This is a genomic window from Bradyrhizobium sp. WSM2793 (genome assembly GCF_000379585.1).
In the GTDB taxonomy this organism is placed as follows: domain Bacteria; phylum Pseudomonadota; class Alphaproteobacteria; order Rhizobiales; family Xanthobacteraceae; genus Bradyrhizobium.
Window position 1 is genome coordinate 38,342 of sequence record NZ_KB902813.1, and the last position, 22,703, is coordinate 61,044.

At 64.0% G+C, this 22,703-nt stretch carries 25 protein-coding genes, 1 tRNA gene and 2 pseudogenes; 13 read left to right on the top strand and 15 right to left on the bottom strand.

Translation table 11 applies throughout. The features are described 5' to 3' along the window. Positions 1 to 48: 48 nt before the first annotated feature. Positions 49 to 137, bottom strand: a tRNA-Leu gene (locus A3AS_RS0134765). A 173-nt stretch (positions 138 to 310) separates the two neighbouring features. On the opposite strand from A3AS_RS0134765, the gene A3AS_RS0134770 reads away from it, so the two are divergent. Further along, a complete protein-coding gene (locus tag A3AS_RS0134770; protein WP_018322089.1) occupies positions 311 to 739 on the top strand; it encodes a hypothetical protein in 429 nt (142 codons plus the stop codon). Between the two features lie 25 nt (positions 740 to 764). Here the strand turns inward: A3AS_RS0134770 and A3AS_RS0134775 are convergent, their stop codons facing one another. Both A3AS_RS0134775 and A3AS_RS0134780 read right to left on the bottom strand, forming a co-directional pair. Continuing rightward, positions 765 to 1,967 carry an FAD-dependent monooxygenase gene (locus tag A3AS_RS0134775; protein ID WP_018322090.1) on the bottom strand — a complete coding sequence of 401 codons (1,203 nt, stop codon included), beginning with the start codon at positions 1,965 to 1,967 and terminating at the stop codon, positions 765 to 767. Between the two features lie 19 nt (positions 1,968 to 1,986). Further along, positions 1,987 to 2,232: a zinc-finger domain-containing protein gene (locus A3AS_RS0134780; protein WP_018322091.1), complete on the bottom strand. Its 246-nt coding sequence runs from the start codon at positions 2,230 to 2,232 to the stop codon at positions 1,987 to 1,989. Between the two features lie 308 nt (positions 2,233 to 2,540). On the opposite strand from A3AS_RS0134780, the gene A3AS_RS0134785 reads away from it, so the two are divergent. The 3 genes from A3AS_RS0134785 to A3AS_RS0134795 all read left to right on the top strand — a co-directional run bounded on the left by A3AS_RS0134785 (position 2,541) and on the right by A3AS_RS0134795 (position 5,423). Next, the gene (locus tag A3AS_RS0134785) at positions 2,541 to 3,677 is read left to right on the top strand and encodes a hypothetical protein (protein ID WP_018322092.1); all 1,137 of its coding nucleotides are present in this window, start codon (positions 2,541 to 2,543) and stop codon (positions 3,675 to 3,677) included. A 115-nt stretch (positions 3,678 to 3,792) separates the two neighbouring features. Then, positions 3,793 to 4,548 (top strand): alpha/beta fold hydrolase, encoded by a 756-nt coding sequence (locus A3AS_RS0134790; protein ID WP_018322093.1) that lies wholly within the window; start codon positions 3,793 to 3,795, stop codon positions 4,546 to 4,548. Between the two features lie 548 nt (positions 4,549 to 5,096). Further along, complete coding sequence (locus A3AS_RS0134795) at positions 5,097 to 5,423, top strand: nuclear transport factor 2 family protein (RefSeq protein WP_018322094.1); 327 nt, start codon at positions 5,097 to 5,099, stop codon at positions 5,421 to 5,423. A gap of 289 nt (positions 5,424 to 5,712) precedes the next feature. On the opposite strand, the pseudogene A3AS_RS49510 reads toward A3AS_RS0134795, so the two are convergent. The 4 genes and pseudogenes from A3AS_RS49510 to A3AS_RS0134820 all read right to left on the bottom strand — a co-directional run bounded on the left by A3AS_RS49510 (position 5,713) and on the right by A3AS_RS0134820 (position 8,512). Further along, positions 5,713 to 5,950, bottom strand: a pseudogene (locus A3AS_RS49510) (hypothetical protein). Positions 5,951 to 6,172: 222 nt separating this feature from the next. Further along, complete coding sequence (locus A3AS_RS48655) at positions 6,173 to 6,436, bottom strand: alpha/beta fold hydrolase (protein ID WP_018322097.1); 264 nt, start codon at positions 6,434 to 6,436, stop codon at positions 6,173 to 6,175. Between the two features lie 197 nt (positions 6,437 to 6,633). Continuing rightward, complete coding sequence (locus tag A3AS_RS48660) at positions 6,634 to 6,981, bottom strand: alpha/beta fold hydrolase (RefSeq protein WP_198293753.1); 348 nt, start codon at positions 6,979 to 6,981, stop codon at positions 6,634 to 6,636. A 154-nt stretch (positions 6,982 to 7,135) separates the two neighbouring features. After that, complete coding sequence (locus A3AS_RS0134820) at positions 7,136 to 8,512, bottom strand: hypothetical protein (protein WP_018322098.1); 1,377 nt, start codon at positions 8,510 to 8,512, stop codon at positions 7,136 to 7,138. A gap of 292 nt (positions 8,513 to 8,804) precedes the next feature. Here A3AS_RS0134820 and cysE point away from each other — a divergent pair, with 292 nt between their 5' ends. Continuing rightward, positions 8,805 to 9,629: a serine O-acetyltransferase gene (gene cysE, locus A3AS_RS0134825; RefSeq protein ID WP_018322099.1), complete on the top strand. Its 825-nt coding sequence runs from the start codon at positions 8,805 to 8,807 to the stop codon at positions 9,627 to 9,629. A 145-nt stretch (positions 9,630 to 9,774) separates the two neighbouring features. Then, positions 9,775 to 9,993 carry a DUF3126 family protein gene (locus A3AS_RS0134830; protein WP_007602550.1) on the top strand — a complete coding sequence of 73 codons (219 nt, stop codon included), beginning with the start codon at positions 9,775 to 9,777 and terminating at the stop codon, positions 9,991 to 9,993. Positions 9,994 to 10,129: 136 nt separating this feature from the next. Here the strand turns inward: A3AS_RS0134830 and A3AS_RS0134835 are convergent, their stop codons facing one another. The 3 genes from A3AS_RS0134835 to A3AS_RS0134845 are packed head-to-tail and all read right to left on the bottom strand — an operon-like array spanning position 10,130 to position 13,865. After that, positions 10,130 to 11,434, bottom strand: coding sequence for an FAD-dependent oxidoreductase (locus A3AS_RS0134835; RefSeq protein ID WP_018322100.1), 1,305 nt, complete (start codon positions 11,432 to 11,434; stop codon positions 10,130 to 10,132). Then, on the bottom strand, positions 11,431 to 11,736 hold the full coding sequence (locus A3AS_RS0134840) for a ferredoxin family protein (protein WP_026202677.1): 306 nt from the start codon (positions 11,734 to 11,736) through the stop codon (positions 11,431 to 11,433). The genes A3AS_RS0134835 and A3AS_RS0134840 overlap by 4 nt, the downstream gene beginning before the upstream one ends. A gap of 2 nt (positions 11,737 to 11,738) precedes the next feature. Continuing rightward, complete coding sequence (locus A3AS_RS0134845) at positions 11,739 to 13,865, bottom strand: molybdopterin-dependent oxidoreductase (RefSeq protein ID WP_018322102.1); 2,127 nt, start codon at positions 13,863 to 13,865, stop codon at positions 11,739 to 11,741. Positions 13,866 to 14,062: 197 nt separating this feature from the next. On the opposite strand from A3AS_RS0134845, the gene A3AS_RS0134850 reads away from it, so the two are divergent. Further along, entirely contained in the window at positions 14,063 to 14,962 is a 900-nt protein-coding gene (locus A3AS_RS0134850) for an AraC family transcriptional regulator (RefSeq protein ID WP_245283350.1), read from the top strand. Between the two features lie 202 nt (positions 14,963 to 15,164). Here the strand turns inward: A3AS_RS0134850 and A3AS_RS0134855 are convergent, their stop codons facing one another. Next, positions 15,165 to 15,872 carry a hypothetical protein gene (locus A3AS_RS0134855; protein ID WP_026202679.1) on the bottom strand — a complete coding sequence of 236 codons (708 nt, stop codon included), beginning with the start codon at positions 15,870 to 15,872 and terminating at the stop codon, positions 15,165 to 15,167. A gap of 221 nt (positions 15,873 to 16,093) precedes the next feature. Here A3AS_RS0134855 and A3AS_RS0134860 point away from each other — a divergent pair, with 221 nt between their 5' ends. The 3 genes from A3AS_RS0134860 (at position 16,094) to A3AS_RS44665 (ending at position 18,862) form a co-directional block, all read left to right on the top strand. After that, on the top strand, positions 16,094 to 16,423 hold the full coding sequence (locus tag A3AS_RS0134860; protein ID WP_018322105.1) for a hypothetical protein: 330 nt from the start codon (positions 16,094 to 16,096) through the stop codon (positions 16,421 to 16,423). Positions 16,424 to 16,512: 89 nt separating this feature from the next. Further along, positions 16,513 to 17,043, top strand: a complete 531-nt coding sequence (locus A3AS_RS0134865; protein WP_018322106.1) for a gamma carbonic anhydrase family protein — start codon at positions 16,513 to 16,515, stop codon at positions 17,041 to 17,043. Between the two features lie 124 nt (positions 17,044 to 17,167). Further along, positions 17,168 to 18,862: a PAS-domain containing protein gene (locus tag A3AS_RS44665; RefSeq protein WP_026202680.1), complete on the top strand. Its 1,695-nt coding sequence runs from the start codon at positions 17,168 to 17,170 to the stop codon at positions 18,860 to 18,862. A 31-nt stretch (positions 18,863 to 18,893) separates the two neighbouring features. Here A3AS_RS44665 and A3AS_RS48665 read toward each other — a convergent pair whose 3' ends face one another. Then, a complete protein-coding gene (locus tag A3AS_RS48665) occupies positions 18,894 to 19,058 on the bottom strand; it encodes a hypothetical protein (protein WP_018322107.1) in 165 nt (54 codons plus the stop codon). A 93-nt stretch (positions 19,059 to 19,151) separates the two neighbouring features. On the opposite strand from A3AS_RS48665, the gene A3AS_RS0134880 reads away from it, so the two are divergent. Together A3AS_RS0134880 and A3AS_RS0134885 are read left to right on the top strand one after the other, a co-directional pair. Then, entirely contained in the window at positions 19,152 to 19,490 is a 339-nt protein-coding gene (locus A3AS_RS0134880; RefSeq protein ID WP_018322108.1) for a hypothetical protein, read from the top strand. 105 nt (positions 19,491 to 19,595) lie between these two features. Next, on the top strand, positions 19,596 to 19,973 hold the full coding sequence (locus A3AS_RS0134885) for a hypothetical protein (RefSeq protein ID WP_018322109.1): 378 nt from the start codon (positions 19,596 to 19,598) through the stop codon (positions 19,971 to 19,973). A gap of 175 nt (positions 19,974 to 20,148) precedes the next feature. On the opposite strand, the gene A3AS_RS0134890 is transcribed toward A3AS_RS0134885, so the two are convergent. Together A3AS_RS0134890 and A3AS_RS49515 are read right to left on the bottom strand one after the other, a co-directional pair. Continuing rightward, positions 20,149 to 20,643 carry a hypothetical protein gene (locus tag A3AS_RS0134890; protein ID WP_018322110.1) on the bottom strand — a complete coding sequence of 165 codons (495 nt, stop codon included), beginning with the start codon at positions 20,641 to 20,643 and terminating at the stop codon, positions 20,149 to 20,151. A 177-nt stretch (positions 20,644 to 20,820) separates the two neighbouring features. Beyond that, positions 20,821 to 20,973, bottom strand: a pseudogene (locus A3AS_RS49515) (aspartate/glutamate racemase family protein); the annotation flags it as partial. 86 nt (positions 20,974 to 21,059) lie between these two features. On the opposite strand from A3AS_RS49515, the gene A3AS_RS0134900 reads away from it, so the two are divergent. Continuing rightward, entirely contained in the window at positions 21,060 to 21,803 is a 744-nt protein-coding gene (locus tag A3AS_RS0134900; protein WP_018322112.1) for a DUF5131 family protein, read from the top strand. Here A3AS_RS0134900 and tcmP read toward each other — a convergent pair. Continuing rightward, entirely contained in the window at positions 21,759 to 22,661 is a 903-nt protein-coding gene (gene tcmP / locus A3AS_RS0134905; protein ID WP_018322113.1) for a three-Cys-motif partner protein TcmP, read from the bottom strand. The two genes, A3AS_RS0134900 and tcmP, sit on opposite strands and share 45 nt — an antisense overlap. Positions 22,662 to 22,703 lie beyond the last annotated feature (42 nt).

Consider the following 22,703-nt stretch of genomic DNA (forward strand, 5'->3'; position numbering starts at 1 on the left):
CAGGGCAGCCGCCTCCACCAATGGGGCAGGCGGGAGCATCAAGTCTCGTGGTGCGGGCAGCCGGGGTCGAACCGGCACAGCGCTTGCGCACCGAGGGATTTTAAGTCCCTTGCGTCTACCAATTCCGCCATGCCCGCTTGATCCAACGAGATCAAACACTTAAGTCCATCCTAGCCGTCTGGAATTGGCGCGTTGCGAGCCCGGAGGGACGGTTCTTCCTTAAGCGAGCCGGGCGCACAAGGCAAAGCCTCAATCCGGACATCTGTTGTTGCTTTAGGCATTCTCAATCCACGGGGACTATTCATTCGGCATGGCTGCTTCGTTTTCCACTTCGCCGCGCGGCTTCGGCGCGCTCTTGGCGCTGCTTGCGGCCGGCGCCGCGCTGTCCGGCTGCGCCGGTATGAGCGAGACGGTCGCGCCGGCCTTTGCCGATCCCGCCAAATACGAATTGTACGACTGCAAGCAGCTGGAGGCCGAACGCAAGACGCTCGCCAAACGCACTGACGATTTGCGGGGGCTGATGGAAAAGGCCGAGACCGGGGCCGGTGGCGCGGTGGTGTCCGAACTCGCCTATCGCAACGACTATGTCGCCGTGCGCGGGTCGGCGCAAATGGCCGAGGACGCCTGGCGCCGCAACAAGTGCCGGGAAACACCGCCGGAGGCGACCCCGCCTGCCACGCAATTGTCCCCCGCGGCGGCTGCCAAGCCCGCTTCGAAATCCGGGAAAGCGTCACGCTGAGGCGCCGCGCCGGCGGCGCTTCGCATCAGGGCCGCCAGCCGTAGATCCAGTCGTGCCGCGCCAGCATGCGGTCCGGGCCGAGCACGCGGATCGCAAGATCGCGTGCGGCCGCAAGCGGCCCGCCGAGATGATAGATGCGGCCCTGCTGCCGCGCGGTTCGCTGCACTCGCCGCACCCGCGCCTGACGGGCACGGCCGTATTGCGTCAGCGCAGCACTGATGCCCGCTGTGCTCTCGGCGGCTTCAAAGCTCAGATGCCGGGCGAGCACCGCGGCATCCTCGATCGCCATCCCGGCGCCCTGGGCTGCAAAAGGCAGCATCGCATGCACGGCATCGCCGAGCAGTGCCACCGGGCCCTTGCTCCAGGGGCAGCCATCGGGCACGCCGAACAGCGCCCATTTCCGCCAGCTATCGACCGTGGCCAGCATCATGCGAGCGGAGGCCGGCCAGCGTGGCGCGGCGAAGGCCTCCATCACCTCGAGGGGATCGCCGGGCGTGCTCCAGCCCGGCCTGTTCCAGGTGCCCGGAAGCACAGCGACCACGTTTAGCTGGCGTCCGCCCGCGATCGGATAGGCGACGAGATGGGCATTCGGCCCCATCCACAGCTGCACCCGGCGCGCGGTGTAGTCCTTCGGCAGCTGCGTGGCGTCCAGCGTGCCGCGCCAGGCGATCAGCCCGGAGAAGCGTGGCTGCACCTCGGGAAACAGATGCTGACGGACCGTCGACCAGATGCCGTCGGCGCCGATCAGCGCGCTGGCGAGATCGCTGCGGCGGATCGTGCCGCTGCGGTGGACCACCGTCAGCCCCTTGGCGTGAGGCGCGACGTCTTCGAAGGTCGCGCCCAGCTTCAGGTCGATGTCGGGATGATCGGCAACAGCGCCGGCGAGCGCCGATTGCAGGTCGGCGCGGTGCACCACCCAATAGGGGGCGCCGGCCCGCAGCGACGCTGCTTCACCGAGCGGCATCCGCAGCAGCTCGCCGCCGGCCCGCGCGCTCATGATCGAGACCGCTTCCGGAGTGACGGCGCGCAGCTTGAGGCGCTCAGCGAGGCCGAGCTCGACCAGCACGCGGCTGGCATTGGGGGAGAGTTGCAGGCCGGCGCCGACTTCCTCGAGCCGCTCGGCCTTTTCCAGCACGACGATACGGAAGCCGCGGGCCGCGAGCGCCAGCGCGGCCGTCAGTCCACCGATGCCGGCACCGGCGATGACAATCGTGCGGGAGAGCGCCACCCCGGACCGATGGAAGCGGTCAGGCCACCTTGTCCTTCAGGACGCATTCCGGCGGGCGGGCTTCGCCCGCCTTCAGGTCGCCCGCGAAACGGTACAGCGTCGAGCAGTAGGGGCAGATGATCTCGTTGTCGTTGCCGAGGTCGAGGAAGACGTGCGGATGGTCGAACGGAGGGTTGGCGCCCACGCACATGAACTCTTGCGAGCCGATCTCGATGACGGGGACACCGGCATCGTTATGGAAGTGCGGGACGACATGGTCGGACATCGTAACTCATCCTGGAGTGGCAATGGCGGCAGACACAATCAAGAACTGACGCGGCATCTTTAAGGCGCCGCGGACCATACTGGCGGGTGTGGATGATTGCTAGTCCAGCGGAACCGAAAGGTCCACAATTGCCCCATGCTCATTTGCTCATGCAAATTCGACACAATCTTAAGGCCTGAGAGAAGCCCTTCTTTCGTCGGGGACGTTGTGTCGCAATTTTGGCATACTATGTCTGTGGACGAGCAAATTTGTGCCGAAAGACGAATCATCAGGCGCAAGGGATCCCAGGGACTTCCGGGCTTTTCCACATGAAGTGGCTGCGAATCACCACAGCTTTGACCGGCATCGCGGCGTGCGGCTTCTTGCTCGCGCAGGTAGCGCCGCACGCCCGTGAGGCCGGCGCGATCCTCGCCGCCCAGGATGATCCGGCCGTGCTCTCCGAGCTCAAGCTCGATCAAGTGCTGCGGCAGAACGATCGCCTGGTCCAGGACAACATCGAGGCCGCGCTCGCCGCCGGCGATGCCGATCTCGCCGACAGTTTTGTCGCGCTCGCGCGTGACCGCAACATCGCGCTGCCCGACGACCTCCTGAGCCGCGTCAATGACGCGGTCAAAGCCGAAAGCTCCACCTCGCATTTCGCCAAGCGTTTCGCCACCGGCCTCGTCACCGGCAATGCAGACGACATCGCGAGCCTCTCGGGGACGGTGGCGGGCGATCTCTTCGTGATCGGCGACATCAGGGACGTGGTGCGCGAGGGCAAGCATCTGGCCATGGGCGAGGACACCGACCGGCTCGTGCTCGGGCTTGCGGCGGCTGGCCTTGCGGTAACGGCGGCGACCTATGTGTCCGTCGGTGGCGCGGCGCCGGTGCGCGCCGGACTGACGCTGGTGAAGGACGCGCGCAAAGTCGGGCGGCTCGGCGAGGGACTCGCGGTCTGGGCCGGCCGTTCCGCGCGCGAGGTCGTCGACACGCCGGCGCTGCGGAATGCGGTGGTATCAGGTTCGGTGCTGCGGCCGCGCGAGACCGTCAGCGCGATCAAGGCCGCGTTCCGTGCCGAGAAGGCCGGTGCGCTGGTCCGGCTCGGCAAGGACGTCTCGCGCGTCGCCAAGAAGACCGGCACGCGCGGGGCGATGGATACGCTGCGCATCGCCGAAGGCCCGAAGGATATCGCACGCGCGGCGCGGCTTGCCGAAGCGCAAGGCAGCAAGACGCGCGCGATCATGAAGCTGCTCGGCCGGGGCGCGCTGCTGCTGATCGGCGGCGCGTTCAATCTGGCGCTCTGGCTGTTCAGTGCGGCACTGACGCTGTTCGGCCTTCTCTCCTCCATCAAGGCGACCACCGAGCGTCTCACCCAGGCCTGGTGCGATCGCAAACGGGCGCGGCGGCTGCGCCGTGCCCAGATCGCAGCCGAAGCTGCTCTGGCCAACGCGGCCGTCACGGCCTGAGGCGCGCGGCGCTTCAGGCTATTGTTTGAGCATGATGTTGCCGGAAAACCGCTGCACAGTTTTCCGGATCATGCTCTAAGATCAACCATTCCCCTCCAGACCCGCGGAACTGCAGATGCCGAGCTTTCACAACGGCGCCGTTGAAATTGCCTATCTCGATGAAGGCGAGGGCGATCCGATCATCCTGGTGCACGGCTTTGCCTCGAGCAAGAACGTGAACTGGGTCTATCCGACCTGGGTCTCGGAGCTGCGCAAGAACGGCCGCCGCGTGATTGCGCTCGACAATCGCGGCCATGGCGAAAGTGCAAAGCTCTACGAGCCCGCGCAATATTCGATCCCGACCATGGCCAGTGACGTGCTCGCGCTGATGGATCATCTCGCCATCCCGCAGGCCGACATCATGGGCTATTCGATGGGCGGACGGATGGCGGCGTGGCTGTCCCTCAACGAGCCGCAGCGCCTGCGCTCGGCGATCCTCGGCGGCATCGGCATCGGCGGGCTGATTGAAGGCACCGGTCCCGGCGAGAACGTCGCCAAGGCGCTGGAGGCGCCCTCGCTGGATGACGTCACCGATCCCGTCGGCCGCACCTTCCGTGCGTTCGCCGACCAGACTCGCTCCGATCACCGTGCGCTCGCCGCCTGCCTGCGCGGCACGCGCGACCTCATGACCCGCGACGAGGCCGCGCGCATCGACTTGCCGGTGCTGATCGCGGTCGGCTCGACCGACGACGTCGCAGGAAGTGCCAGCGCGCTCGGTGCGATCATCCCCGGCTCAGAAGTGCTCGACATTCCCAACCGCGACCACATGCGCGCGGTCGGCGACAAGGTCTACAAGACCGGCGTGCTGGATTTTCTCTCACGCCGCGGCTGAGGCAATGTTGGCTGAGGGGATGACGTTGTTGCCCGATTATTCTGAAATGTTCCATCCCAAGGGGCTGTCCGCTCCTTTCAGGTCAGCGCGAACCAGGGACGCCTGCACGTAAAATGTTGCCCCGCGTGAGGCGGCTAAGTCTTCGGAGGCGATTGTAATCGATGCGCAGCCTCGGCGCGTCGCTCCGCCTCTTCGACTCGAAGGCGGAGATCTTCCAGCTCTGACAGTCGGGAACAGAGGTCGTTCAGCCGTTGGGCCAAAAGGATCGCGCAAGACTCCTTCATCAACGCCTCCCGCTCCAAAAGCCGCTCTGGGGGACCCACGGGAGGCGCCAGCTTCGGGGCGTGATGAGGCTCGGGCCGACTGCGTTGCCCTAGGGGATGGGCGGCGGGAAAACAGGATATCCGCTCAACCGTTCCACGGTTGGGCTATGACTTTCGGCATATGGTCCGAATCTGGCGAGAACACCAAAATTCACGAAAGCGAGACTTAGCTGGTACGCCGCCGGTACGCCGGCCAAATCTCAATTTTGGCATGGAGGTGCTGGTATGTCCTTTGACGCGATGGCCGCGGCGGTCGATTGGTTAGACGCCTACCGCGCCGGCGATGTCGACACGATCTTGGGGATGTACGCTGAAGATGCGGTCATCGTCTGCGGCTGCGGCTGCACGAAGACCATTACAGGGACCGAAGGTCATCGCGCGTATTGGGTCGATCGGATGATCCAATATCCTGCGTCGAAGCTCGACAACTTACAGCAGGCCGAAGAGGGAGCGCTGATCTCTTACGTCGTGCCCGAAGGCCTGGTCAGCGCGGTCTTGAAGTTCAACGCCGCTGGCCAAGTAGCGGTGCATACCTGCGGACCTTCAAACTGACGCGCGATAGGAAACGCACCAGTTTGCATGGGATGCGAGCTGATGCCTCTTCCCCACACTCTCGGTCCTTCCGCGTGATCGGGAAAATAACGCATTTATAGTTCCGGCACCCGCGATCCTCGCTCTCGCGCGGCATGGGCGGTCAGGATTGCGCTCGGATGAGCACCGCTATAAGCGCGGCAGCCAAGATCGCTAGCCATATCGACGAGACGATCATGGAGGCGAAGTGCCAATCTACGTCACGGCGCCTGGGCTGCATTGTGTCTCCTTCCGCAGGCCGCGCGTCGGCTCAGCGGCCTCTATCGCCCTTCCCGTTGGGGCTGCCATCGCGGCCGCCGTTGCGCCGGCCATTGTTGCCATGGTGCTGATGGTCATGGTGGACCGCCCCCCGCGCCAGACTGTGCAATCGCGTTGGACGTGAGGGACGTTGATAGCAAAAGGGTGATGGTCGGCGGCGTCACGGCGGCGAACTTTCCGCAGGTCTTCAAGATTTCCCGTCGGTCTTCGTCCTGGTCTGCCATGGTCATTTCTCTCGAGCGGTATTAAATAATATTAAATAAATTAAATCAATTAAATTTTGTTCCTGTGAGCAGGCGGGAATTCCGGCGCCGCGGCAGCCGGGGTGATGACCTTTCAGCATCCCGGAGGTCGCTAAGGGCGGTTCTGGGACGTCAGCAAAGGCCAAACTGCGGACATCGATGCCGTACCTTCGAAAACCAGGGCGGCGAAGCTCGCGTGCAAGTAGCGATCTAACGGGGCTCTGACGACGTGGCCGGCCTAGCCTCCTCGAAAAACGCCTTCAGTTCTGCTGCCATCACGGCCGGATCCACCACGTGGCCCTGACCGGTGAGCACCTTTCGCCGGGCCCGGGGGATCGCGTCCGCGAGCGCGTCGGCCGCACCTTCGAACGGGGGGATGCCGCCGCCCGTGGCAACCAGCACCGGCTGGTGAAGGCGCGCGAAACGTTCCAACGGGGCTTGGCGCGTCCCCAGCACGGCAGCGTCGTAGGCCAACGTATGCGCTATTCGCTCGAGACTCGCCCAGAACCGGATGCGCGCGAGCGCCGGCGATCTCTTCAGCCGAACTTCCGGCGAGCTCCATGAACAGTGCTACGGCATCGCCGCGCCGCCCCGCCGACAGTCGTCTGTCGAGCTCGGCCACATAGGCCCGCTGCTGTTGCGGCGTCTCCGGCGCGAGATCGTAGGGCACTTCATAGACTGCGACCGCATCGATGGACCGCAATGTGGCAGCCGTCTCGAGGGCCAGGGCGCCGCCGGTCGACACGCCGTAGAGCGCGGCACGGCCGCCCCCCCGCCGCGTCGATGAGCGCGGCGATGTCCTCGATCTCGCGGGCAACTGAATATTCGCGCCCGTCACCACTCTCGCCGCGACCGCGCCGCGCATAATTTACGACGCGAAACCAACGGCTGAGTTCTGTTGCAAGTCGCGCGTTCTCGCTGCCGTCATCGAGAGAGCCGGTGGTAAGGATGACCGCCGGACCGCTGCCGTCGATGGAGTAGGCAATCTGGGTGCCGTCTGCGGACGTGACATAGGGCATGCTAGCTCTCCTTGGACGGGGGTTTGCGGACACGTTTCTCGGGCACGGCGAAGAGCAGCCGAAGATAAAAGCGAGGTGATCCAGGCTGTCGAGCGCGGTGGGCATGCCGTCCATCGCCTTGGTTACGCAAGCGGACTAGATAAGCCCGGGCCATCTAGGAGTGGCGATGATCCGGTCTTGACGGATCAGTTTCGCCAAACCGCCGCGCCAGTGCCGTCAGCACCACGAATGTCGCGACCCACACCATCCGCGCGCCGTAGCGGTCGTGCGGGCCTGAGATGACGGCGCAGATCAAGGCGTTGCCGAGCAGCGCCAGCGTCACGGTCGCCGCCAGCAGCGTCAAATCGTCCAGCCGGCGGTTCGCGAGCGCATGGCCGAGCAGCGCGACCAGCGCCAGCATCGAGGCCAGCGCCACCGGCACGTGCAGCCAGTTGATGGCGGTGAAGTCGAGCTGCCAATTCTGCTGCCGCGCCGCGCGCATCGGCGCGGCCTGCGCGGGGACGTAGCGTTCGATGATGCCGCGGGTGTGCGGGATCCAGCCATTGGTGCCTTCGCCGGTCGCGACATGCAGCAATTGCTGTCCCATCGCCCGCAGCGCCGCGCCGGCCTGCCAGGCCGGATAATCCTTCAGCGACTGCACGACGATGTAACCCATCTCCTCGTTCATGCCTTCAAAGCGGCCGAGCGCGTTGAACATGCTCTTGCCCCACAGGAACTCATCTGCCGTCGCCGGCAGTTCGTTGCGATAGGGACACAGCTTGTAGCGCTCGCGGGGGCAATGGTCGTTGAGGTAGCGCGCGACGATGCCGTCCTGCATCATGCGGCCGAAGGCGACGCCGTAGCCGCCGGGCGTCCAGGCCAGCTTGCCGGACAGCGCATAATTCGCCGAGACCAGCATCACCCCGCCCGCAACGATGGTGAGGCTGGCCTGCGCCAATCCGGCCAGCGGAAGGCGCTCCTTGAGAAACGGCCGTACCATCCAGCCCGCGACGCAAAGACCGAGCAACACGCCGAGCGTGGCGCTGTGGGTGGCGGCGGCAAAGGCGGTGAAGACGAACAGCGAGATTTTCTCGAGCGCCGAGGTTCGGCCTGCGCCGACGACCAGGAGAAACAGCGACAGCACCGAGAGTCCTGCAAAGATGTCGGTGAGCAGCATGCTCGCAAGCCAGGGCAGCGCGGTCGACAGGATCAGGCCAAGGCTGATCGCGACGAAGCGGACAGTCTGCATCATCGAGAGCACGCGCAGGGTGAACTGCAACAGCCACAGCGTTGCCAGCGACTGGACCGCGAGGTTGATCCAGAAGCCAAAACTCTCGCCAAAGTGCAGATAGAGGCCGAACACCGTGGAGCGGCTGGGGACGAGATAGCCCTCGTACCAGCGCGCCAGATAGCCGCCGGTATCCCATTGCAACAGCGGGTAGCCGTTCCAGAACGCCGGCACGATCATCAGGAGGGGCAGGGCGACCGCCGCCAGACGCAGCCAAAGCGTATCCGCGGCGCGTGCGCGCAATTGATCGGTGGTGATGCTCAAATCTGTTCCCCGTCCTCGCCCCGAACCATGCTCGCAATAAGGGTCGGGAGAGAATTCACCAATAGTTTGACGCCGCCCGACTTGAATTTGGCAAAACTCTGACCACTTTGAGCCGACCTTGCTGCTTGGGGGCTTCGAAAGAAACTGTTGTGTTTCAATGTCTTGGCAGGCTTTGGCAGGGCAAGGCGCTGTTCACTCTCAGGCAAGCCGGTCAGGACTTCGTCGCCTACACTATGCTATAAAGCCGGCAAAACGAGCCCACTCGAAAGAGCAAATCCCAAAGAGCAAATCCATGGCAGTGCATCAGGTCAATCCGGGAGGAAAGCTCGCATCGCTCGATCCGATCTGGGACCGGATCCGGGGCGAAGCGGAGGACATCGTCCGTCGCGAGCCCGAGCTTGCGACCTTCATCTATTCGACGGTGCTGCATCACAGCCGCCTGGAAGATTCGGTGATCCACCGTGTCGCCGACCGGCTCGATCACTCCGCGCTGTCCGGCGACCTTGTGCGCCAGACCTATGGCGAGGCGCTGCGCGACGATCCCGATCTCGGCAACGCCTTCCGCGCCGATCTCGTGGCCGTCTACGATCGCGATCCCGCGACCTCGCGCTTCATCGATCCCTTGCTCTACTTCAAGGGCTTTCACGCCATCCAGACCCATCGCCTGGCGCACTGGCTCTGGCTGAAGGGCCGCAAGGATTTTGCGTATTACCTGCAGAGCCGCGCCTCCGCGGTGTTCCAGACCGACATCAATCCCGCCGCGCGCATCGGCCGCGGCATCTTCCTCGACCACGCCACCGGCTTCGTCTGCGGTGAGACGGCGGTGATCGAGGACGACGTCTCGATCCTGCACGGCGTCACGCTCGGTGGCACCGGCAAGGAGAACGAGGACCGTCATCCGAAGATCCGCCATGGCGTGTTGATCGGCGCCGGCGCGAAGATCCTCGGCAACATCGAGATCGGCCATTGCGCGCGCATCGCCGCCGGCTCGGTCGTGGTCAAGCCCGTGCCGCACAACGTCACCGTCGCGGGCGTGCCTGCCAAGGTCGTCGGCGAGGCCGGGTGCGCCGAACCGTCGCGCACGATGGATCAGATGATCAACGCGATGGGGCTTTGAGACTTGGGGCTTAAGACTTGGCTTTGAAGGCGAAAAGGGCCCGATTTTCGGCCCTTTCGGTCCCCAAATTCTTTGGCAATTCATGCTGGCGGTTCGTCGCGTCTCGTCCTAAAACCCGCCGACCATTTTCGATCGGAGACTTGCCGTGGACGTCAAAGAAGTCAGAAAGTTAGATGCGTATTTGAAGCGCGTATTCGGCAATCCCAAGATCCGCGTCGTGCCGCGGCCGAAGAAGGACGATTCCGCCGAAGTCTATATCGGCGAGGAATTCATCGGCGTTCTCTTCGTCGACGACGAGGACGACGATCGCTCGTTCCAGTTCCAGATGGCGATCCTCGAGGACGATCTCGTCGATCAGGAGTAGATGCGAGCGTGGTCCGGAAAAGCGCGCAGCGGTTTTCCGAAAAGATCATGCTTAAACAACAACCTAAAGCGCGATGACGATTCATCCTGATCGCATCGCGCTTTGGTGCGGTCCGGTGGCGCGATCGGTTCCGGGGTTACGCGCCCACCGCTGCGAGCATGTCGGGGATTGTGACGAATTTTTCCCGCGGCTTGCCGAGCGGGGCTCCCCTGGATCTCTCGGCAGTATCGATCACCATCCAGTCCGGATAGCTCACGACGCGGGTGACGCGGCCGACGACGCGTGCCAGCAGCGCATCCGGCGTGTCCGGGCGCGCTCGCCGATGCGCAAGATCCGCCAGCACGGCCTCTGCCGTGGCGATGCCGCAGCCGCGATTGGTGCCGATCGTGCCGTTCGGACCGCGCTTGCTCCATCCGCAGGCATAGAGGCCCTCGATCACGCAATGCCCGTTCGTGACACGTCCATTGGCGTTGGCATGAACGCCGCGATGTGTGTCGTAGGGCACGCCGGTGACGGGCGCCGTCCTGCGGCCGACGCTGCCGAACACGAGGCCGCCGGCGATGTCCTCGACGGCGCCGGACCGGTGCGTCACCGAGAGGGTCTCCACCCGGTCTCGTCCGTGGATCGCGAGGGGCGAGAAGCCAAATCGAAAGACACAGCGGCGCGGCCTGGTCGCGGTCTGCTGCGAAAATCCGCGCAGCAGCGACAGCTTCTCGACCAGCTCCGGATCTGCGGGATGCTGAGGTTCGAAGTCCTTCGGCGTGACATCGCGGTCGTCGACGAGCGTGTCGCATGACCTCAATTCGAGGAAATCGCGCAATTCCTTGGCGCTGAATTTGGCCTGCACCGGTCCGCCGCGGCCGACGATGGAGATCTCGCGAATCCGGCTCGCCGCCAGCACCTCGAGCGCGTGGCGCGCGATGTCGGTCTGTCGCAGCTCGTCGGCGGTCTTGGCGAGAATGCGTGCGACGTCGAGTGCGACATTGCCGTGACCGATGATGATTGCCGCCTCATGGTCGAGATTGAAGCTGAGATCGGCGAAATCGGGGTGTCCGTTGTACCACGCGACGAAATCGCCGGCGCTGTGGCTCCCGGGAAGAGCCTCGCCCGGAATGCCCAGCGGCCGGCTCAGTTCGGCGCCCGTTGCCAACACGACGGCGTCATAGGCCTCACGCAGCTCGTCGACCGTGACATCGTCTCCGACCGTGACACCGCCGATGAAGCGAAAGCCGGGCATGGCGGCGATGCGGTCGAACGCTGCCGTCACCTGCTTGAGCTTCGGGTGATCGGGCGCCACGCCGAACCGCACCAGCCCGTACGGCACCGGGAGCCGTTCGAACATGTCAACCGTCACAGATGTACCGGAACGCAAGAGGGCCTCGGCCGTGTAGAAGCCGCTCGGTCCGCTGCCGACGACGGCGACGCGTGTCCCGCCCGTCATCGGCCGAGCGCCAGGCGGCGTTCGTCGGCGCCCGGCAGAGGCACCAGGCGCGCGCTGATGACGGGAGTTTCGGCGGCGCGCTTGCGGTTGACGTCGATCCAGAATTTCTTGTCGGCTGCGAGGCGATAGTCGGGCTCGATCGCACCGACCGGGCAGGCCGGCGCGCAGCCGCCGCAGTCGATGCAGTTTTCCGGATCGATATAGGTCATGGACTCATCGAGGTGAAAACACTCGACGGGACACACCGTGACGCATTCGGTGTATCGGCACCCCCGGCAATTGTCGGTGACCACATAAGTCATCGTCACGCCCCGCTGACTTGGACGAGGATGTCGGAGAATGTCGGGGCCCGGCCGAGGTCGGCGAACGCCGGCGGTGTCAGCACGTGGACCGTCGCGCCCTTGCGATTGGACCGCTGCCAGTACCCGGACGGCGCCACCACGACTCCAGGCATGATGTCGGACGAAACGGTCGCAAAGGCTTCGAATGAGCCCCGATCGTTGAACACGCGAATGGGCGCGCCGGCGACGATCCCGCGCTGTGCGGCATCATCGGGATTGAGAAGCACCGCCTGTTCTTCGCCGGCCTGGGCGGTTTGCGCGGGAAGATTGCCGTAATTCGAGTTCAGGAAGGCGTGGCTCTTCGGCGAGATCAGGCTCAGCGGGTAGCGCGTCGCGAGCACCGGCGCCGTGCGCGGGTTCTCGTTCGGTGGGATGTAGTGGGGCAGGGGATCGACCGGCGTGGCATCCTGGTCGCCGTTGTAGCCCTGGCGGAACAGCGGCACCACGAAGTTGCCGCCGCCCGCGATCGTCGATTTGAACTCGCACTTGCCGGAGGCGGTCGGGAAATTGCCCTCGCGATGCGGCGCCCAGTCGGCGGGCGCCGGCATGTTGAGGCGCGCATAGCCCTTGGTCTTGACGCCGTCGAGCGTGATGCCTTCGAGAACCGGGCTGCTCCAGTCGAGCGAAGCTTCGATGATTTCGTCGTCGGTCCGGAAGAAAGTGGGGTCGGTGATGCCCATTGCGCGCGCCAGGCGGCGGAACAGCTCGGTGTTGGAGACGGCTTCGCCGAGCGGCGCGATCGCCTGGTTGTTGTAGGAGAGGTAAAGGTGCCCCCAGGAGAACATGATGTCCTTCTGCTCGAGCTGCGTGGTTGCGGGCAAAACGATGTCGGCATATCTGGCGGTGTCGGTCAGGAAGTGCTCGCTGACGACGGTGAATAGATCCTCGCGTTCGAGCCCTTTTTCGAGCTTGGCCTGTTCGCTCACCATCGCCATCGGGTTGGCGTTGTAGACGAACAGCGCCTTGACCGGTGGGTCGAAGCCGAGCTCGCCGGTCAGCGCAGCTCCAAGCCGCCAGGAATTGAGCACGCGCATTGTCTCTGGCTGCAGATCGGGCCGCATCAGCACGTCCCATCTGACCGGGAAGGCCCAGATTGGCAGCTGGAGCAGGCCGCCACCGACATGCTTCCAGGCGCCGATCAGCCCCGGAAGGCAGGCGATCGCACGCACCGTCTGGCCGCCGCCGGCATGCCGCTCGACCGCGACGCCGATGCGTACGACGGCGGGCGGAGTGGTCGCAAATTCTCTGGCCAGCTTGAGGATGTCGTCGACGGGAATGCCAGTTTCCTGCGAGGCAAATTCAGGGGTGTAGGTCTCGGCCCGCTCGGCCAGCTCCTCATAGCCAACGGTGTATTTGTTGACGTAGTCGCGATCGACAAGGTTCTCTTTGATGATGACGTGGATCATCGCCAGCGCGAGCGCGGCGTCAGTGCCGGGCCGGATCGGAATGTGCCAGTCGGCGAGGCGCGCGGTGCGGGTGCGGACGGGATCGATCACGACGAGCTTGGCGCCGGCCTTCTTTGCCTGCTCGATGAACGGCCAGTGATGCGAGTTCGTGCTCAGCGTGTTGCAGGCCCACAGGATGATGTATTTCGAGTGCACGAAGCTTTCGGGGTCGACGCCGGGCGTGTGCCCGATCGTCATCATGTACGCTGTGCACGAGGCGGAGTCGCAGAACGTGCGCTCCAGCACTGTCGCACCCAGCTTGTTGAAGAGGGGATCTCCGACATTCAACCCGTTGATGATGCCCTGCGTGCCCAGATAGCTGTAGGGCAGGATCGCCTGCGCGCCGTGCTCGGCGATCACGGAGGTCCAGCGCGATGCGATGGTGTCGATGGCTTCGTCCCAGGAGATCCGCTGGAATTGCCGGGAGCCCTTCGGGCCGACCCGCTTCAGCGGATGGAGGATGCGCTTGTCGCTGTAGACGCGCTCCTCGTAATTGTTGACCTTGACGCAGAGCCGTCCGCGCGTGAACGGGTGATCGGGATTGCCGCGGACGGCAATCGCCTTGCCGTCCTCGACCGTGGTCAGGATGGAGCAGGTGTCCGGGCAGTCGTGGGGGCACGCGCCTATGACCGTGGACCTCGCCATGGATCTCTCCGCTTCCTGATTCAAGACGGTCCGAAGGATGCGGCGGCCGGACCCGCCTTGGCTTTTCAAAACGTGCGGTGTTGTTGTCCCGGACTGCTCTCGTCCGGTGGACGCCCTGGCGGTTCTCTGGCATGCTAATTGCTGGAACCGGCAATACCTCTCTACCCGTACATCGCGTGATCTGGCGGAGATTTCCGATGGGTATGCTTGGCAACTCTGTCGATAAATATGTTACCGGCAGAATGCTCCAGACGTCCAACGACCGGCGGTGGGGGCATCTCCTGGCGGAGCGATGGAGTCATGAGCCGGGCGATCTCCCTCCGCAATTGCCGCGCGACACCGAGATCGCGATATTGCTGCGCGGCAGTTCGGTCGTCGACCGCGAAGGCGCTGGCATGCGGCAGCGCACCTTCGGCAGGAGAGGCACCGTCTGGCTCTGCCCGGCCGGCATCCGCGAAGACTTCATCCGCGTCGAGAACCAGATGCAGGAATGCCTGCATCTCTTTCTTCCGGGCAAGCCGTTCGACGACACCATGCTCAGGGATCTCGACATCGATCCCTCGGGCATGTCCATCCGTTACGAGACGATCGATCGGGACATGTTCATCGAGCATGTCGCGGACCGCATTCTCGCGGAGCTCGCGCAGGAGACCTCCACAGGCCGCCTTTTGATCGAAAGCCTGGGGCGGGCCTTGTCCGCCCATCTGGTGCACAGCTACGCCGCCAGTTCAGTCCGGCTGAAGCAATCCTATGCCGTGCAGAAACCGCTCGATGCGAGGCGCCTGTCGCGCGTCACGGAATTCATCGACGCATCCGTCGAGTGCGAGTTCACCGTGAAGGATCTCGCATCGGTGGCCTGCATGAGCCCGGCGCATTTCTCCCGCAGCTTCAAGGCGGCGACCGGAACTGCACCGCACGAATATGTCAGCCGTCAGCGCCTCGATCTCGCCAAGCGGCTCCTATCGACCAGCGATCGCCCGCTGGTCGATATCGCCTTTGCCGCGGGATTTTCCTCGCAGGCCAATTTCAACCGCGCCTTCCGCAAGGCGGTCGGCACGACGCCGAGCCTTTATCGGACGCGGAAGGGGCAGGATTGAGCCTGCCCGCATCAAGTGTGGATGATGTGGCCTTGAGATCCCCACGGGTTTTGCCCGATGGGTCAAGCTTTAATTCGGAAATAACGAATATCTAAAAATACGAAGTGCGGCCGTGACTTGGCTACTGTGCATGGGGTTGTTTTTCGAGATTTTGTTCGGTGAGGGGTTGAGCCCGGCCTGCAAGCCGATCTCGCGGCCGCGCTCAGCCCCTCGGCCCGCGCAGCTGCGCCGTCAGCCTGTCCATCGCCTCCGCCGCATCGCGCCATTGCGACAGCCAGCTGCGCGGGAAGCGGAAGGTGAGGTCGGCGCCGCCGACGCGGCGCTCGGACAGGCACATGCCGGGCGTTGACGCGTCGCGGGTGCAGCGCGCCGTCAGCGCCGGGCTTGCAGCCGAATAGAAGTCTTCGCTGCCGTATGGCGTGTCAGCACGGAACATCCGCATCGTCAGGCCGTCCGCGGGCGTCGCTGCGGCCTGGTCGAGATAGCGCGGATAGATCGTGGCTGTCCGCTGCTCGGGCGAGAGCGCATCGTGATGGGCCGTGATCGACAGGAAGATGCGGTCGATCGATTGCACCGCCGCCTCCACCGTGTCGGCGGTGACGTGTTTCGGCGCGCCGGGCGGCTCGAGCGAGGGATAGAGGAAGTCGAGATCGATGCGCTCCTGCGGCCCGGAGTGCCGCTGGATCTTCATGCGGATCGCCGTCACCGGCAGGTTGAACAGCGTGCCGCCGACGCTCACCGGCAGCTTGTCCGGGGCGTTCGCGCCGCGGGTGCCCCAGGTCGGCCACAACAGATAGGCGACGAGCGCGACCGCGCAGACCGCAGCAATGCCGCCGAGCACGATCGGGACGGCATGCGCCCAGGTGCGCGTGCGGGGGGACCTATGGGGAGCTGCCGAAAACACCGTCATGAGCTTGTACGAGGTCGAGCCGGAGTCGGCCGGTGGCCGACGAATCAGCGGCGAATATGCCACGCGGCGGCGATTTCGCGCAGCGTTCCCGGCTGCGGGGGGCGGGGACGGCCCTGCGTGGACAGGACGGCGGCGTTAACCTTCCCTTAAGGATAATGTAGCGTTAACCGGCTCCATTTGTCACAGGAATGCTCGGCGTTGCGTAAGGGCGGACCGTTCCGATGACACCTGAAGCTTTCAACACCTTCTTCTCGATCTGCATTGGTTTCGCGCTCGCGGGCGCGCTCGTGAACGGATACCAGGCGCTGGCGCAGCGGCCCGCCGGGTTCGGCCTGTTGCAGGACGGCGTGGCGCCGAAGACCTTCGCTGCGGTGCCGTTCCTGGTGTTCGCCGCGCCCTTCATCATCATGCGCAACACGCTGCGCGGCATGCGGGTGGAAAGCCGCCGCGCCGAGTTCGTGATGATGGCGACCCTCATCGCCGGCTTCTGGAGCATGATGAGCGGCACCTTCTTCCTGATGACGCTGCGCGCGGCCGGCGTTCTGGGCTGACGCCCGCGCATTGAGCTCTGCCGGCGCGGGCCTTTGCGTCGCGGCTGCCGTTTGGCTATGCCAGTGGTCAACGCGACAGGAGACCCCCAATGGCGATCTACGAGCTCGACGGGCAGGCGCCCGACCTTCCCGCCGACGGCAATTATTTCATCGCCGAGACCGCCACCGTAATCGGCCGCGTGCGCCTGAAGCCGGGTGCAAGCGTCTGGTTTGGCGCGGTGTTGCGCGGCGACAATGAGTGGATCGAGATCGGCGAGGGCGCCAATGTGCAGGACGGCTCGACCTGCCACACCGATCTCGGCTTTCCGCTTCACATCGGTCGGAACTGTACGGTCGGCCACAATGTCATCCTGCACGGCTGCACCATCGAGGAGGGCGCGCTGATCGGCATGGGCTCGATCGTGATGAACGGGGCGAAGATCGGCCGCAACAGCATCGTCGGCGCCGGTTCCGTCATCACCGAGGGCAAGGAATTTGCCGAACGTTCCCTGATCATCGGCTCACCGGCGCGCGTGATCCGCACGCTCGACGACGCCCAGGTGCAGAAGATGGGGAGTGCGGCGAGGTTTTACGTGGCCAACGGTCCGCGCTTCAAGAACAGCCTGAAGCGGATCGGTTGAGATCGCGCGGCCGGACGGCCCGGCGGCACGGTTCCGTACCGTGAAAATACAGGCCGGTACTTTAATCCTCCGCTAGCGCGATCACGCTTATCGTTGAGCGTTTTCAACCAGGAGGAGCGTCGCCATGAATGCGACGGCGCTGGGATCCGGCTTCGGTGCCGGAACCAATCTATTGAAAAAGTTCGTAAGACTAGCGCGTGGCGCCGACACGCTGACCGTCGCCGAGAAGGTCTACAGCATCGCCGCCTTCCTTGCGATCGTCACCACCTTCCTCCTGGTGATGTCGGTCCAGTCCGTACGCCTGCAGACGACGTATCGCCACATGCATGTCACCGCCGCCGAGGCGGCGATCGGAGTCGGGCGCATCAATGCGCTCATCTATGCCATCGTGATGGAATCACGCGGCATCTACATGTCGGCCGATCGTCGTGCGATGAAGCCGTTCGCGGACGGGCTGGTCCGGCGCAACCGCGAGCTCGCCGAGGCCGTGAAGAGCATGGAGAAGAACGTCGGCGACGACGACGCCGAGCTGTTCGCGAGCTTCCGCCAGCGCATCTTGCAATTCATCGACTTCCGTCAGGAGCTGGTGCGGCGCGGGATCGAGATCAGCCCGGCCGCGGGACGCGAATGGGGCGACAATGACGCCAACCGCACCGTGCGCAGCAAGCTCAACAGCGATATCGAGGCGCTCGAGCGCATCTACCAGCAGCGCGCCCGCGAGGCGGACGAACTCGCCAATGAGAACCGCTATGCGGCTGCCTATCTGTTCGCACTCGGACTCGCCGCCTTGATGCTGGCGGCGCTCAACGTCGTCGTCATGCGCAGTTCGATCGTCGGCGCCCTGGCCGATATCACGCAGGCGACCGACCGGATCGCGCAAGGCGACGTCAAGAGCGAGGTGCCGCATCTCGGCCGTCACGACGAGATCGGACGTCTTGCGCGCGCCGTGCAGAACTTCCGCGACGCCGTCGCGCGCATCTTCGAGCTCGAGGAGCTCGAGCTCGGCACCGCCCAGGCGCGCGACGCCGCGCGGACCGAGCGCGACCAATTCAACGACAAGTACCAGGCCAAGAAGTGGCAGCTCTCGGCGGCGATCAACAGCATGCCGCAGGGCCTGATCATGCTCGACGGCAAGGCGGTCGTGGTCGCGATGAACTCGAACTACCGGCAGATCTACAATCTGCCCGAGACGATCCAGGCCGGATCGACCCTCGAGGATATCCTCCAGCACCGGGTCAAGAGCGGGCTATTCAGCGGCGACGTCGCGAAATATGTCGCAGCTGTTCTCGACCGGATCGCCAGGCGCGAACCGGCGGCCTACGAGATCGCCCTGAACGACGGCCGCATCATCAAGATCTACGAGCGTCCGATGGATGGCGGCGGCTGGGTGTCGGTGCAGGAGGACGTCACCGAACAGCGCCAGCGCGAGCGCATTCTCGAGCGGATGGAGCGCTTCCTCGCCACCATCATCGAGAACGTGGCCGAGGGCATCATCGCCAAGGATGCGCGCAATCTGCGCTACGTCTTCGTCAACAAGGCGGCCGAGAAGATGATCGGCATGTCGCGCGGCGAGATCATCGGCAAGACCGCGCGGGAATTGTTCTCCCCGGAGGCGGCCGAACTGATCGAGCGGCGCGACAAGCAGCTGCTCGCGCAGAAGCAGCAGCTCGAGCCGATCATCGATACCATCGACAATCCCGCGCGGGGGCGCCGCGTCATCTCCGCACGGCGGGTTCAGATCGGTGGCGCCAGCGAAGAGTCCCACATGTTCGTGACCATGGTCGAGGACCGGACGGAGAATAGGGTGGCGGCCGCCTAGCGATTATGCGCGCCCTCACGACAGCACCGCGTCAGCGCCCTTCGGATTCGCGCGCTTCGATTGCGCCTGCGACCTTCTCGTGGCCGGCGGCCCACAGCGCATGCTCGTCGCTGCCGTCGAGGTAAGGATTGGCTTCGGCCGGGATGTTGTCGCGCGCGGCGCGTTCGCCTTCTGCAAAAGGATCGCGATCGGTCATCGTGATGAGCCTCCTCGCTTTCAAGCTGATGTGACGGCATTTGTTCCGGAACCGGCCTTCGCCGCGGCGGTTGACCGGTAAAGGAGAATTCTCATGGCCGCATCGTCTGCAACCGTCTCAATCAAGACCATGATGGTGATCTTCGCCCTTGTGGCGATGCCAGCCGTCGCATTCGCGCAGGCGGGCGGCGGTTCTGCCGGATCGACCGGAGGCGCTGCGGGATCGACTGGAGGCTCCGTCGGATCGAGCGGAGGCGTCGCCAACTCGCCGGCTCCGCCGCCCGGCACCAACAGCCTGGGTACGGCTCAGTCATCCGGCCCGGGCTCCGGAGTTACGACCGGCAGCGGCACAGGCGGCAGCGCCGATGCCACCGTCAATGCCGAGAATCGGATGCTCGACAAGAAGCTCAAGAGCATCTGCCGCGGCTGCTGATCCCCTCGCGCGGAAGTGAGACAGCGTGGCTGTCCCGAATGCCCACGTGACGTTAGCTTGATCCTGCTTTGAAGCGTGGAGCGTGTCCACGCGGAGGATCGAGTGATGTTACGCAGGATGATGATGGCGGCGCTGGCCGTCGCGGCAGTCGGGCTGTCGGCGCCGCAGGTGGCCCACGCAGGCGGATTCGGACATGGCGGCGGGGGACATGGCGGCTGGGGGCACGGCGGGAGCGGCTGGGGCCATGGCGGCCATTGGCATGGCGGCGGCTTCTGGCCCGGAGTTGCGATCGGGGCGGGGATCGCCGGTGCTGGCTACTACGGCGGCTATTACGGCTACGGCTACCCTTATTACGGCGGTCCCACCTATTATAGTACCGGCTACGGCGACTATAACGATGGCTATGGCGGCTGCTACGTCGCGCGCAAGCGCGTCATGACGCCGGCGGGCTGGCGTATCCGCCGCGTGGACGTCTGCGAATAGCGTCCCACAAAAAAACAAGGCCGTTGACGCAGTATACCGTCAACGACCTTGCCAGCCCCGGACATTGAAATCGGCTCACGCCATCCGGTAGGGGCGAGCATCGCGCGGAATCATACGGCTGAATGTGATCCAGTTCACAAGTGGCGAAAATAAAGTTCCACCGCGGGGCGGATGCTCAGCCGCGCGAGCGCTTTCGCGCGCTGGCGTGGGCACGGTGCCGCGCCGGTTTCCTGCGGGTAACCGAGGGCGTTTCAACTTCGGTCGCCCGTGCGCTGGCAAACGACTGCCGCAAGCCGTCGATGGACTCGTTCAGCGATGCGACCTGCTCGGACAGGCGCTTGGTGTCGGCCTGCTGCGCCGCCATCAGCCGCTTCATCGTCTGGAGCTGGTCCTGCACGACCTGCAGCTGGTCGATCGATTCCTGCTGCGTCGCCTCCAGCCCCTTGGTCTTCTCGACCAGCTGTTCGGAGGCCTGGGCCGTGCGGGCCTGGAGCTGCCGCGATGCCACCACCCGGTCGGCTTCAGGTGCGGCGCCGGTATAGGCCCGCCAGATCGCGATCGAGGTCACCCCCGCAATCAGGAGCAGGAGCGCAGCGGCGGTCAGCGCGATGGGCTGGGCGCCAAGGCGAAGCAGGGGGTTCGACGGTGTGTCCTGGGCGAGATCGATCATCGCTGACAAAACCCAAATTGAAACTTGGTGAGTGGCGAAGACCGGCAACCAGAGGTCGCCGGGGCGTCCCGAAAGTGTTACGTTTCCGCAAGGAATGGGACCAAAAAGAGGCTAAGGGCCAAAAAACCAGGAATCAGCGGGCCTTGCGACCTCCAAGGCTCCGCCCTGGCGCGGGAATCAAGGTTGAAACGGCGCAAACGGCCCAGAATAGGTCTTGGCGCGCGGTGCCGCATAGGGTCCGAGCCGGGAGGTCTTCAGGCCCAGCCGCACCAGTGATTCCGCCAGCGTCACCGCTGCAGCGACGCCGTCGATCACGGCCAGGCCGTGGGAATTGCCCGGAGGCGGTTAGTGCAACCACAGGGCCTTAGGGATAATTTACTGCAATCTGTCAGGTCTAAACGTTCGGAGGATGCACGATGGCCGAGACCTCGATCGAGTGGACCGACGCAACCTGGAATCCGGTTGCGGGTTGCACTGTACTCTCGCCTGGCTGCACCAACTGCTACGCGATGCGCATGGCGGCGCGTCTTGAGGCCATGGGAGTCGAAAAATACCGCGGCCTAACGCGAAAAAGCGGAGAACGGTCCGTTTGGACCGGCAAGCTATTCCTCGATCGCAGAGCACTTGAAGCGCCAAAAACCTGGCGCAAACCGCGCCAAATTTTTGTGAACTCTATGTCCGATCTATTCCACGCGAATGTGCCGGATAGTTTTGTCCGCGAAGTGTGGGCGACGATGCAGGCGACACCACAGCACACTTATCAGATCTTAACGAAGCGCCCCGACCGGATGGCTGAGATCACGCAGGCTCTGCCAACGCTCAAAAATGTTTGGCTTGGTACGAGTGTCGAGAACGCAGATTACTTTGATCGCATCGACGATCTACGCCGGGTCCGCGCAGTGGTTCGGTTCATTTCGTTCGAGCCACTTCTCGGATCTGTCGCAACCGCCGATCTATCCGGCATTCATTGGGCGATCGTTGGCGGTGAGAGCGGTCCCCGAGCCCGGTCCATGGACCCCAAGTGGGTGGACGAAATCGAGATTGCTTGCCGCCGTCACGGCACGGCGTTCTTCTTCAAGCAATGGGGCGGTAGGAACAAGAAAGCAACCGGCAGACTACTTCGTGGTCGGACGTACGATGAGATGCCGCTTAGGATCTAGCAGATGATCTCCGATCCGCGTGGCGAGACCGATCGCCTCTGGCGCTGGATTGGAAATACATAAGAATAGTGAAAACATCTGCGGTCCGCGGTCGATCGGTAGCGCGAGAGGTTTCAATACTGCGCCGAAGATCTCGCTGAGCCGACTTCGTACGTAGCGCTCCAGACCAGCCGGATTGAGATCTCTTCTTCGCTCCGGCAACATACCGAACATGTCGGGGTTGCCGACCTCTGGATAGAGCTCTTCTTCCCAAGACTCAGAGCCAAACATTCGCGTCAACGCCGCGCGCTTATGCTCGTCGATGTCAGTCAGCTTCTTTGTGGCCTGTCGGAATAATCCCGCCAACGGAAATAAAAACCAGACGTCAATTGCTTGCGTTGCGGCGAGCGCTTGAAGAGTGATCCACTCGACCTCCATTCCATATGGGTCAAGGAAGACCACGGCTCGTTTGTCGTCCCAGCTGTTGTTGGCAACAAGTTGTTTCAGTGCGGAATTCGCGTCTTCCTCTGCGACAACGATCTTGCGTCGAAGATTCTTAGCGCGCAAGTCTTCCAGCGCGGACACATAATTGGGGTTCTTTTCGATGAATACCACGAAATCAAACTCGGGCCTTACATCCAGCGCAATTTGCGCTGATCCGCGCCTTCGCTCGATGACCTCTTCGACGGGCTTTTCGACTAGCGTGGCACCTTGTCGTTCAGTTCGGACCGTCCGGGTGCCGCTTCCGGCAAACGCATCAATGTACCAAAGGTTTTTGAAGTGAGGACGAAGTGCTGTGGTAAAGGCCTTTAGATACCCCTCAATAATCGACAATTTGAGTTCGGTATGTTGCCCGCCAAATTCGTGATCTGCGATCATGATTTCTCGCACGCCATAGTGGCGTAAGTAATGTTAGCCAAA

Bases quoted from the DNA above. Each gene is read 5' to 3' on its own strand.
- A3AS_RS0134840 (WP_026202677.1), bottom strand. From the start codon at position 11,736: ATGACTTATGTGGTCACCGACAATTGCCGGGGGTGCCGATACACCGAA.
- A3AS_RS0134835 (WP_018322100.1), bottom strand. From the start codon at position 11,434: ATGACGGGCGGGACACGCGTCGCCGTCGTCGGCAGCGGACCGAGCGGC.
- cysE (WP_018322099.1), top strand. From the start codon at position 8,805: ATGGCAGTGCATCAGGTCAATCCGGGAGGAAAGCTCGCATCGCTCGAT.
- A3AS_RS0134855 (WP_026202679.1), bottom strand. From the start codon at position 15,872: ATGACGGTGTTTTCGGCAGCTCCCCATAGGTCCCCCCGCACGCGCACC.
- A3AS_RS0134795 (WP_018322094.1), top strand. From the start codon at position 5,097: ATGTCCTTTGACGCGATGGCCGCGGCGGTCGATTGGTTAGACGCCTAC.
- A3AS_RS0134860 (WP_018322105.1), top strand. From the start codon at position 16,094: ATGACACCTGAAGCTTTCAACACCTTCTTCTCGATCTGCATTGGTTTC.
- A3AS_RS0134890 (WP_018322110.1), bottom strand. From the start codon at position 20,643: ATGATCGATCTCGCCCAGGACACACCGTCGAACCCCCTGCTTCGCCTT.
- A3AS_RS0134885 (WP_018322109.1), top strand. From the start codon at position 19,596: ATGTTACGCAGGATGATGATGGCGGCGCTGGCCGTCGCGGCAGTCGGG.
- A3AS_RS48665 (WP_018322107.1), bottom strand. From the start codon at position 19,058: ATGACCGATCGCGATCCTTTTGCAGAAGGCGAACGCGCCGCGCGCGAC.
- tcmP (WP_018322113.1), bottom strand. From the start codon at position 22,661: ATGATCGCAGATCACGAATTTGGCGGGCAACATACCGAACTCAAATTG.
- A3AS_RS44665 (WP_026202680.1), top strand. From the start codon at position 17,168: ATGAATGCGACGGCGCTGGGATCCGGCTTCGGTGCCGGAACCAATCTA.
- A3AS_RS0134850 (WP_245283350.1), top strand. From the start codon at position 14,063: ATGGGTATGCTTGGCAACTCTGTCGATAAATATGTTACCGGCAGAATG.
- A3AS_RS0134780 (WP_018322091.1), bottom strand. From the start codon at position 2,232: ATGTCCGACCATGTCGTCCCGCACTTCCATAACGATGCCGGTGTCCCC.
- A3AS_RS0134770 (WP_018322089.1), top strand. From the start codon at position 311: ATGGCTGCTTCGTTTTCCACTTCGCCGCGCGGCTTCGGCGCGCTCTTG.
- A3AS_RS0134900 (WP_018322112.1), top strand. From the start codon at position 21,060: ATGGCCGAGACCTCGATCGAGTGGACCGACGCAACCTGGAATCCGGTT.
- A3AS_RS0134845 (WP_018322102.1), bottom strand. From the start codon at position 13,865: ATGGCGAGGTCCACGGTCATAGGCGCGTGCCCCCACGACTGCCCGGAC.
- A3AS_RS0134865 (WP_018322106.1), top strand. From the start codon at position 16,513: ATGGCGATCTACGAGCTCGACGGGCAGGCGCCCGACCTTCCCGCCGAC.
- A3AS_RS0134785 (WP_018322092.1), top strand. From the start codon at position 2,541: ATGAAGTGGCTGCGAATCACCACAGCTTTGACCGGCATCGCGGCGTGC.
- A3AS_RS48660 (WP_198293753.1), bottom strand. From the start codon at position 6,981: ATGCCCTATGTCACGTCCGCAGACGGCACCCAGATTGCCTACTCCATC.
- A3AS_RS0134790 (WP_018322093.1), top strand. From the start codon at position 3,793: ATGCCGAGCTTTCACAACGGCGCCGTTGAAATTGCCTATCTCGATGAA.
- A3AS_RS0134880 (WP_018322108.1), top strand. From the start codon at position 19,152: ATGGCCGCATCGTCTGCAACCGTCTCAATCAAGACCATGATGGTGATC.